8 protein-coding genes are annotated in these 9,462 nt (G+C 65.0%); 5 read left to right on the top strand and 3 right to left on the bottom strand.

Annotated elements, in window-relative coordinates; translation table 11 throughout:
* The first annotated feature begins 302 nt into the window (after positions 1 to 302).
* The 4 genes from CCS01_RS31330 to CCS01_RS31315 all read left to right on the top strand — a co-directional run bounded on the left by CCS01_RS31330 (position 303) and on the right by CCS01_RS31315 (position 5,723).
* Positions 303 to 1,811, top strand: coding sequence for an amidohydrolase family protein (locus CCS01_RS31330; protein ID WP_104523027.1), 1,509 nt, complete (start codon positions 303 to 305; stop codon positions 1,809 to 1,811).
* Between the two features lie 290 nt (positions 1,812 to 2,101).
* Entirely contained in the window at positions 2,102 to 3,607 is a 1,506-nt protein-coding gene (locus tag CCS01_RS31325) for an amidohydrolase family protein (RefSeq protein WP_104523025.1), read from the top strand.
* Between the two features lie 96 nt (positions 3,608 to 3,703).
* Positions 3,704 to 4,933 carry an argininosuccinate synthase gene (locus tag CCS01_RS31320; RefSeq protein ID WP_104523023.1) on the top strand — a complete coding sequence of 410 codons (1,230 nt, stop codon included), beginning with the start codon at positions 3,704 to 3,706 and terminating at the stop codon, positions 4,931 to 4,933.
* A gap of 160 nt (positions 4,934 to 5,093) precedes the next feature.
* Positions 5,094 to 5,723 (top strand): FMN-binding negative transcriptional regulator, encoded by a 630-nt coding sequence (locus tag CCS01_RS31315; RefSeq protein WP_104523021.1) that lies wholly within the window; start codon positions 5,094 to 5,096, stop codon positions 5,721 to 5,723.
* Between the two features lie 276 nt (positions 5,724 to 5,999).
* On the opposite strand, the gene CCS01_RS33370 is transcribed toward CCS01_RS31315, so the two are convergent.
* Positions 6,000 to 6,356, bottom strand: a complete 357-nt coding sequence (locus tag CCS01_RS33370; protein WP_146102060.1) for a hypothetical protein — start codon at positions 6,354 to 6,356, stop codon at positions 6,000 to 6,002.
* 283 nt (positions 6,357 to 6,639) lie between these two features.
* On the opposite strand from CCS01_RS33370, the gene CCS01_RS31305 reads away from it, so the two are divergent.
* Positions 6,640 to 7,293: a PEP-CTERM sorting domain-containing protein gene (locus CCS01_RS31305; protein ID WP_104523017.1), complete on the top strand. Its 654-nt coding sequence runs from the start codon at positions 6,640 to 6,642 to the stop codon at positions 7,291 to 7,293.
* Positions 7,294 to 7,877: 584 nt separating this feature from the next.
* Here CCS01_RS31305 and CCS01_RS31300 read toward each other — a convergent pair.
* Positions 7,878 to 8,510 (bottom strand): hypothetical protein, encoded by a 633-nt coding sequence (locus CCS01_RS31300; RefSeq protein WP_104523015.1) that lies wholly within the window; start codon positions 8,508 to 8,510, stop codon positions 7,878 to 7,880.
* 116 nt (positions 8,511 to 8,626) lie between these two features.
* Entirely contained in the window at positions 8,627 to 8,983 is a 357-nt protein-coding gene (locus tag CCS01_RS31295) for an oxidoreductase (protein WP_275112989.1), read from the bottom strand.
* Positions 8,984 to 9,462: the final 479 nt, after the last annotated feature.

Raw genomic sequence — 9,462 nt, 5'->3', positions numbered from 1 at the left:
GGCGACGTCGGGCGGGCTGGGGCTGGGGAACATGCCGGCATCATCGCGATGCCGGGTTAACAACCCCTTAACGGGGCGGGGCGGCCGCCGATCGCGGCCGACGGCGCATTAGTTACATTATAATAACATGCTAATTGTCGTGATGATGCGGTTCCCATGCCGCACTGACGTTTTCCTTGACAGCCCCGCAGGCCCCTTGCGATAAAAAAGTCGTAAGCAAGAACTGGCAGATACAAATCCTGCCGCAATAATGCCGACAGGATCGGTTTCCGCCGAAAAGATAAAGCAAGGGGGAGGGGCTCATGGGCAGTTACCTGAGCGATCGTGAACTCGCGCAGCTCGCACCGGCGGATGAGGCGGCATTCCAGTCGCCGGTGCCGACGCAGATGATCACCAACTGCGAATTCAATCCGCTGCCGCAGACCGAGCAGCAGCGCAAGGTCGAGGGGCGGCTGAAGGACATCGCTGACACCGCCGGCCGCAAGCTCGGCCTCGATCGCCGCGGCTTCCTGCGGACCGGCTGCGGCATGGCCGCGGCCTTCGTCGCGATGAACGAGGTCTATGGCCCGCTGTTCAAGGTCGACGCCGCGGAAGCGGCGGAACCCGACGCGGCCGCGGCCCGCTCGGCCGGGCTGTCGAAGCAGTTCATCTTCGACGACCAACTGCATTTCGTCCGCGACGACTATCCCTTCGAAGGGCTGTTGGGCCTGGCACACTACGCGGCCGAGAACTGGAACCCGGCGATGAAGAAAGAAGCCGTCGGGATGACCCTGGAGCGCTACAAGTTCGCCAACTTCCTGCGCGAGATCTACTTCGACAGCGACACCAAGATCGGCCTGCTGAGCGGCGCGCCGTTCGACGATCCGACCAAGTGGTTCCTGTCCAACGACCAGATCAAGCAGGCGGCCCAGACGGTGAACCACATCGCCGGATCGCGCCGGCTGCTGTTCCACTCGCTGGTCACGCCCGGCCAGCCGGGCTGGACCGAGGAAGTGGACCGGGTGATCGAGACGGTGCGGCCGACAAGCTGGAAGGGCTACACCATCGGCGATCCGCTCTCGCCGCAGACCACGCGCTACCCGTTCCGCCTGGACGACGAGAAGCTGATGTATCCGTTCTATGAAAAGGCGGTGCGCGCGGGCATCACCAATATCTGCATCCACAAGGGGCTGCTGCCGAAGGATTACGAAACCTCGATCCCCGGCGGCCGGTGGAAGTATGCCAACGTCGATGACGTGCCGAAGGCGGCAAAGGACTGGCCGCAGATGAATTTCATCATCTATCATTCGGCGCTGCGGATGTTCCAGGAGGATCCGCAGGCGGGCCTCGATGAGTTCGAGAAGACCGGCTATATCCGCTGGGTCTCCGACCTGGCGGCCATCCCGGAGAAGCACGGCGTCACGAACGTGTATGCCGACACCGGCACCAGCTTCGCCGTCTCCTGCACCACCAACCCGCGGTTCTGCGCGGCGTTCATGGGCACGCTGGTCAAGGGCCTGGGCTACGACCATATCCTGTGGGGCACCGACTCCGTCTGGTACGGCTCGCCGCAGTGGCAGATCGAGGCGTTCCGCCGGCTGGAAATCCCCGAGGACATGCAGAAGAAGCACGGCTTCGCCCCGCTCGGCGCGGCCGATGGGCAGGTGAAGGGCGCGATCCTGGGCTACAACGGCGCGCGGCTCTATTCGCTGGACCTGCGGGCCGCCGCCGATCAGTTGCCGTACGACGGAATCGCGCAGCGCAAGGCTGCCTGGCTCGACCAAGGCGAGGGGCGCAGCAACACCGCCTATGGCTATGTAGTACCGGCCTGACGCCTGCCGTATCGGCTGATTGAACCTATTGACGCTTACTTGCGAGCAGTCGCGGGGATTAACCCCCGCGGCTGCAAATCCACTTGGAGGTGTCCCGCAACAAAACCGTCAACGATGTAACTGCTCGCTTCTGCCTCTTCAGGCGGGTTGGCTACCGGCGAAATCCTGAAGTGGCTGCATGCGCTCTGATTGCTGCGCGGTTGTCACCTTCATCGCTATCCCGGCCAGGGCGAGGAACCCGGGCCGGTGGACTTGGTCACTGTCAAAAGCATTGGAAAGGGGAGGGGCTTATGGGCAGTTACCTGAGCGAACAAGAGCTTGCGCGGCTTGCACCGGCCGAGGAGGCGGCATTCCAGTCGCCGGTGCCGACACAAATGATCACCAACTGCGAATTCAATCCGCTGCCGCAGACCGAGCAGCAACGCAAGGTCGAGGGGCGGCTGAAGGACATCGCTGACACCGCCGGCCGCAAGCTCGGCCTCGATCGCCGCGGCTTCCTGCGGACCGGCTGCGGCATGGCCGCCGCGTTCGTCGCCATGAACGATGTCTATGGCCCGTTGTTCAAGATCGATGCCGCGGAAGCGGCGGAGCCCGATGCGGCCGCGGCCCGCTCGGCCGGGCTGTCGAAGCAGTTCATCTTCGATGACCAGCTGCATTTCGTCCGCGATGACTATTCCTACGAAGGGCTGCTGGGCCTCGGCCATTGGGCCGCCGAGAACTGGAACCCGGCGATGAAGAAAGAAGCCGTCGGGATGACCCTGGAGCGCTACAAGTTCGCCAACTTCCTGCGCGAGATCTACTTCGACAGCGACACCAAGATCGGCCTGCTGAGCGGCGCGCCGTTCGACGATCCGAGCAAGTGGCTGCTGTCCAACGACCAGATCAAGCAGGCAGCCGACACGGTGAACCGCGTCGCCGGGTCGCGGCGGCTGCTGTACCATTCGCTGATCACGCCGAAGCAGCCCGGCTGGATGGACGAGGTGGACCGGGTCATCGCGGATGTCCATCCGACAAGCTGGAAGGGTTATACCATCGGCGATCCGCTGGCGGTGAAGACCACGCGCTATCCGTGGCGCCTGGACGACGAGACGCTGATGTACCCGTTCTATGAAAAGGCGGTGCGCGCGGGCATCACCAATATCTGCATCCACAAGGGCCTGATGCCGAGGGACTACGAGACCTCGACCCCCAACGTCTGGCACTATGCGACAGTCGAGGACCTGCCGAAGGCCGCGAAGGACTGGCCGCAGATCAATTTCATCATCTATCATTCGGCGCTGCGGCCGTTCCTGGAGGATACGCAGGCGGAACTCGATGAGTTCGAGCGCACCGGCTATATCCGCTGGGTTTCCGACCTGGCTGCCATCCCTGACAAGCACGGCGTGAAGAACGTGTACGCCGAGATCGGCACAAGCTTCGCCGTTTCGGCCGTGTCCAACCCGCGGTTCTGCGCGGCGTTCCTGGGCACGCTGGTCAAGGGCGTCGGCTACGACCATATCCTGTGGGGCACCGACTCCGTCTGGTACGGCTCGCCGCAGTGGCAGATCGAGGCGTTCCGCCGGCTGGAAATCCCCGAGGACATGCAGAAGAAGCACGGCTTCGCCCCGCTCGGCGCGGCCGATGGGCAGGTGAAGGGCGCGATCCTGGGCTACAACGGCGCACGGCTCTATGCACTGGACTTGCGCGCTGCGGCTGACCAACTGCCGTACGACGGGATCGCGCAGCGCAAGGCCGCGTATCTCGACCAGGGCGAGGGGCGCAGCAACACCGCCTATGGCTACGTGGTGCCGGCCTGACGCACTGACGGCCCGACATGCCATCGGCGCTTGCATGAGGACAGCCGCGGGGGCTACTCCCCGCGGCTGCATGTTCCCTCGGAGGTTTCCCGCGCCATGGCGGTCAAGGATGTGAAAAAGGTCGTTCTCGCCTATTCGGGCGGGCTGGACACCAGCGTGATCCTGAAATGGCTGCAGACGACGTATAACTGCGAGGTCGTCACCTTCACCGCGGATCTCGGCCAGGGCGAGGAACTCGGGCCGGCGCGCAAGAAGGCGGAAATGTTCGGCGTGAAGGAGATCTTCGTCGACGACCTGCGCGAGACCTTCGTACGCGACTTCGTCTTCCCGATGTTCCGCGCCAACACGGTGTACGAGGGCCAGTACCTGCTGGGCACCTCGATCGCCCGGCCGCTGATCGCCCAGCGCCAGATCGAGATCGCCGAGCAAGTCGGCGCCGACGCGGTGGCGCACGGCGCGACCGGCAAGGGCAACGACCAAGTGCGGTTCGAGCTGTCGTATTACGCGCTGAAGCCCGACATCAAGATCATCGCCCCGTGGCGGGAATGGGACCTGACCAGCCGTACGAAGCTGCTGGACTTCGCCGAGCAGCACCAGATCCCGATCGCCAAGGACAAGCGCGGCGAGGCGCCGTTCAGCGTCGACGCCAACCTGCTGCACTCCTCGTCGGAAGGGAAGATCCTGGAAGACCCGGCGCAGGAAGCGGACGAGATCGTCTATCAGCGCACCATCCGGCCGGAGGACGCGCCGGACAAGGCGACAGTGATCGCGATCGATTTCGAGAACGGCGATCCGGTGGCGGTCGACGGCGTGGCGCTGTCGCCGGCGGCGCTGCTGACGCGGCTGAACGAGTTGGGCAAGGCCAACGGCATCGGCCGGCTCGACCTGGTGGAGAACCGCTTCGTCGGCATGAAGTCGCGCGGCGTGTATGAGACCCCCGGCGGCACGATCCTGCTGGCGGCGCACCGGGCGATCGAGAGCATCACGCTGGACCGCGAGGCGGCGCACCTGAAGGACAGCCTGATGCCGCGCTATGCCGAGCTGATCTACAACGGCTTCTGGTTCAGCCCGGAGCGGCGGATGCTGCAGGCGCTGATCGACACCAGCCAGCACAGCGTCAACGGCCGGGTGCGTCTGAAGCTGTACAAGGGCAACGTCACCTGCGTCGGGCGGGAAAGCCCGAACAGCCTGTATTCGATGAAGGTGGTGACGTTCGAGGACGACCAGGGCGCCTATGACCAGGTCGACGCCAAAGGCTTCATCAAGCTGAACGCCCTGCGCCTGCGTTTGGGCGCCATGGCCGGGCGACGCGGCGGCGCGCTGTAGGCGAATTGGTCTGATCGGATGGGGCGGAAGCGATCCTTCCGTTCCGTCCGCTTTCGCGGTGTCATGGCCGGACCGTGCCGGCCCTCCACGGCTCGCGGTGAACAACCGTTGGGAACGTCGGAAGGCTGATCATACGGTGGTGTGATCAGAGGTCTGAGCCGTGTACATTCCCGCCGCCTTCAAGGAAGACCGCATCGAGGCCCTGCACGCCGCGATCCGCGCCGCGGGACCGGCCACCGTGGTGTCGATGACGCCGCAGGGGCTGTTCGCCAGCCACGCGCCGTTGCTGCTGGACCCGCACCCGGCGCCGTATGGCACGCTGCTCGGCCACCTGGCGAAGGCCAATCCGCATGGGCGCATGGCCGATGCGACGGTGCAGACGCTGGTGATTTTCTATGGGCCGAACGGCTACATCACCCCGTCGTACTACGCAGCCAAGCAGGAGCACGGCAAGGTCGTGCCGACGTGGAATTACGTGGCGATCCACGCCTATGGCACGCTGGAGACGTTCGACGACCCCGGTCCGCTGCTGGACGTGGTGACCCGGCTGACCGACCAGCATGAGCAGCCACGCGCCCAGCCCTGGGCGGTATCCGATGCGCCCGGCGATTACATCCAGGGCATGCTGCGCGGCATCGTCGGCATCCGGCTGGCAATCGCCCGGCTGGAGGGCAAAGTGAAAATGAGCCAGAACCGGCCTGCCGGGGACCATGCCGGGGTGATTGCCGGTTTGCGCGAGGATGGCCAGGACGCGGTGGCCGAGGCTGTGGCGGCGGCGTTGGGGGGATAGGCTCGTTTCGTCCGCCGTAAGGGGCGCAGCCTGGATAACCGGTCCATATTCATCGGTGCCAGCCATACCCGCCGATCGAAGCGTGCGGCCCGTCATGCCGAAGCGGTTGTTCAGGCTTGGGCAGCACCGTCATCCTGTGTCCGGATGTCAACGGCTTCGGCCTTGAACCAGACACTCCTGGCCTGATCACGTGGTTGCTGGCCGACGCGACCCACCACGACGGCTCGGCCTCCGGCGACGATCCAGGCCGCGGATCGGCGACAACCGCCACTGGGATCATGGCGCCGGGATGATCGCCGGGCGCAGCGGCAGCACAACCGATGATGGCGTCGTCAGCACCATGACGCCCGTCTTCGCGGCGCCGGTAGTGCGGTCGGCGGCCGCATCAACGATTCGCCGGGCAATTTGAACCCGACCACGCTGGCCGGCCGCGACAGCCGCGGCAATTTTTTTGACGCAACCGTTCGGATTTTCATAACCGTCGGTGGCAACGGCACCAGGCATCCCATCGGTTCCGTTGCAACGACGCCGTTTGTCTGTTTCAATTGTACCGATAACCGTGTCGCCAAAGCCGATCTTACCGTTGACGACGTTCTTGAAGCTGCCTCGATGAGGTCTGAATGGCCGTGGCACTGCCGACCTTGACCTGGTCAGCTGCCGCGCCTGACCAGGACTGTCGGAAAACCTTACAATCCCCCGGAGGGTGCCTCGCGAGGGGGCGGCCTTATGGCAGTCCGAATGTCGGACTTCTTTACATAGTTCTGAATTCGCACCGACAAACCGAGTCATTTTTGTTGAAATGATACGTGATTCTGCGCTGGCATGCGGCTTGCTTGTGAAGGCCGGGCCGGGACGAGTTACGTAAAGCTCGGCACGGGCCTCAAGGGACAACGAGATTTTGTAAGGACGTCAACACGTGAAAAGGACTCTCTGGGCATGGGCTGCGGCCCTGACCTGCGCCGCCTTCGTATCGATGCCAGCCTACGCTGGCGCAATCACGGGTCTGGTCAACACCGGAGCCGGTCTGACGGACGGTCAGGTCGATACCAACTACGTCGTGGTGTCGGTTCCCTCGGCCGACGGCACGTCGAGCGGCGCGACTGTGGTAGCTGACAACGGGAGTTTCCCGTTTCCGTACTGGATGGTTCCTCCCACCGGTTCCAACTGGATATCGGCCTTCGGGCGCAATTCAAATCTGGATCCGTCCGCGAGCGGCACCTACGATTACCGGTTGACGTTCCAGGTTCAGGCTGGCCTGGCGTTCACGATCACCGGCGAATGGGCGAGTGACAATTCCGGTTCCGAGATTCTGGTCAACGGCGCCCCGTCTAGCCAGACAGCTGCCGGCTTTTCCAGCCTCTCGTACTTTTCCGTCTCGGGCGTGGGAGAGAGTTCCGGGCAGGACACGCTCGATTTTATCGTTGTGAATGACGCCCAAAATGGTGGAAACCCGACTGGTCTGCTGGTGGAAAATTTCGATTACACCGTCCCCGAACCCGCCTCGATGACTCTCCTTGGCGTTGGCCTCGCCGGCCTCGGCCTGATCAGCCGCCGCCGTCGCCGCGCCTGACCTCGGCTGTCGGAAAACTTTACACCCCTATGGGCCGCCTCGCGAGGGGCGGCCCTCTTTCGTTTGAGACCGTTATCTTTGCGACTTCCCCCAAAGTGCGAGCGGTCATGCCGGCAGGGGGCATCCTTGCCTTGAAGGAGCCCCATACGCGCTACAGCAGACCGCAGGTTAGTTGGGACGCAGACGGCCTGTCTTCATCGTCATGGTCCGGCTCGTCCGGGCCACCTGTCGCGGCACACGTGCTGGAATAGGTGGCCCGGACAAGCCGGGCCATGACGAGTGAGGTGCGCCGTGTCTCAACCAACCTGCGGTCTGCTGTAACTCAAATGGGAACAGGGCGCGATCGTCGCCTTATCGTTATGGCCGGACGTGTCCCGGCCATCCACCCCCGACCGCCGAAGCGCGGATGGCCGGGACACGCCCGGCCATGACGGGGAAGCAATGGGCGCGACCCTGTCTCTCTCGGTTAACGCGTATCTGAAGGAGCCCTGCCATGCCGGTGCCAGTCGTTATCGCCTGGCCTGACGAAGCGGTTACGCCGGCTCAAGCCCGAAGCGGTGCGATGATGGAACCGCCGCCCCCGCCTACGCCCCCGCCGCGATACGCCCGGTCTGGGCCGCGTCACGCTGCGCGGCGCGTTGCGCCAGCCGGGCCTGTTCCAATTCCCGCTGCCGCTGCTTTTCCGCCTGCCGCTCGGCGAACCGGCGCTGCTGGCGTGACGGTGGCGACGCCGGCGGCGTGGCCTGCGCCGCGGCCGCCGCTTTCTCGGCCTTCCAGGCGGCGCGGACAAAAGCGACCAGGTCCGCGGTCTCGCTGCTTGCCGGCAGATCGGCGTCCGATCCGGCGGCACCCGGCGGGCTTCCGTTCGCCTCTGCTGGCCGGTCGAATGCGGTTTCCGCCACCGGCTGCCGTTGCGCCTTTTCCAGCCGAGCCTCGTTTTGCTGCGCCGCGCGGTTCAGCGCGTTGGCATTGCCGCGCAACCGCAGCACCTGGTTGGGCGGCAGGTCGGGCTGTGCCGCCTGGCTCAGCGCCTCCATCGTGCCGAAGCTGAATGCGATCGCCAGCGCGGCGAAGCGGAGTTCACGGTCGTCCCGCGCGCCGTAGCCCGTCAGGGTCGCCAGCGCGGCGTCGCGGGCCGCGTCCTCGTCCGCCGTCACGTCGCGGAACAAGGGCGCGAGGAGGCCCAGGACTTTGTCCAGCACGGCAGCGGTGATCATGAAGGGCGCCTCTTGTTGCACTGGTGTGGTTACCCGCTTCTTCTACTATGACGTGTGGACCAAAGCAAGAACAATTTCGCATCGGCACGGCTCCGGGCTTTTCCGGAGTACCAGCCTCAGGCTGCCAGCGTCGGCCAGCCGATGTAACCCTTGCGCCCGCCGCCGTACCAGGTTTCCCGCGGCGCCTGCTCCGCGAACGGGCCGCGGCGGCGAATCCGCTCCACGAGGTCGGGATTGGACAGGAACGGTCTGCCAAAGCTCACCAGATCGGCCCGGCCGGACCGGACCGTTTCCAACGCCCGCCAGGCCGCCACCTGCGCGCCGGTCCGGATTCGCGGCGTGTATTCATAGCCGCGCGCCTGGGCGGAGACATTGGTCGCCTCCGAGATGATCAGGCCGGCGGAAGCCCGCTGCGCATCATACGCGGCGGCGAACCCCGGCGACACGCCCTGGCTGTCCGATCGGCTGCGCAGGGGGAGGCCGCTGTGTTGATCGGGGAGCGGTGCGTCCTTGGCGGCGGCAGCGTGGTGGATGGGGTATTTATGTTCGCACAGAGAAAAAGGAAGGGTGACCGAGGGCCACAGGGGACCGGGGGACGTTGCGCGGCCGGGTGCGGATGGTGCCGTGGTGCGACCCAGACAGATGCATCGAGCTGGCCATGCAACGATGCCCGGCGTCGGGTGTTGCGGTGGGGGCGGTCGCCATGCGCTTCTGCCGCAGCGCCATAACCGTTTCTGCGTGGCCCGCTGCGGTCCTCTGCCTTTGCTCTGTTGTTACATTGCCGGACGATCCGGCCGCACGCCCGCCGCCAGGCCGAACGGCGCGTGGGTGATCGAGCCGGAGCCTGACGTGTCGGTCTTGTCATAAAGGCTGGCCTGGCCTGGCGATCAAGCGCATCGCGGCATCGCCGGGCCTGGCCGAGGCGGTTCATTGTTTGGGCTTGTTGCAGAAT

Source organism: Rhodopila globiformis, assembly GCF_002937115.1.
Taxonomy (GTDB): domain Bacteria; phylum Pseudomonadota; class Alphaproteobacteria; order Acetobacterales; family Acetobacteraceae; genus Rhodopila; species Rhodopila globiformis.
The sequence above is the reverse complement of the archived record's forward strand: the minus strand, read 5'-3'. Positions and strand labels throughout refer to the sequence as shown.

What these genes read in the sequence shown, in the direction of transcription:
- CCS01_RS31320 (WP_104523023.1), top strand. Translation starts at nt 3,704, where the DNA reads ATGGCGGTCAAGGATGTGAAAAAGGTCGTTCTCGCCTATTCGGGCGGG.
- CCS01_RS31300 (WP_104523015.1), bottom strand. Translation starts at nt 8,510, where the DNA reads ATGATCACCGCTGCCGTGCTGGACAAAGTCCTGGGCCTCCTCGCGCCC.
- CCS01_RS31325 (WP_104523025.1), top strand. Translation starts at nt 2,102, where the DNA reads ATGGGCAGTTACCTGAGCGAACAAGAGCTTGCGCGGCTTGCACCGGCC.
- CCS01_RS31330 (WP_104523027.1), top strand. Translation starts at nt 303, where the DNA reads ATGGGCAGTTACCTGAGCGATCGTGAACTCGCGCAGCTCGCACCGGCG.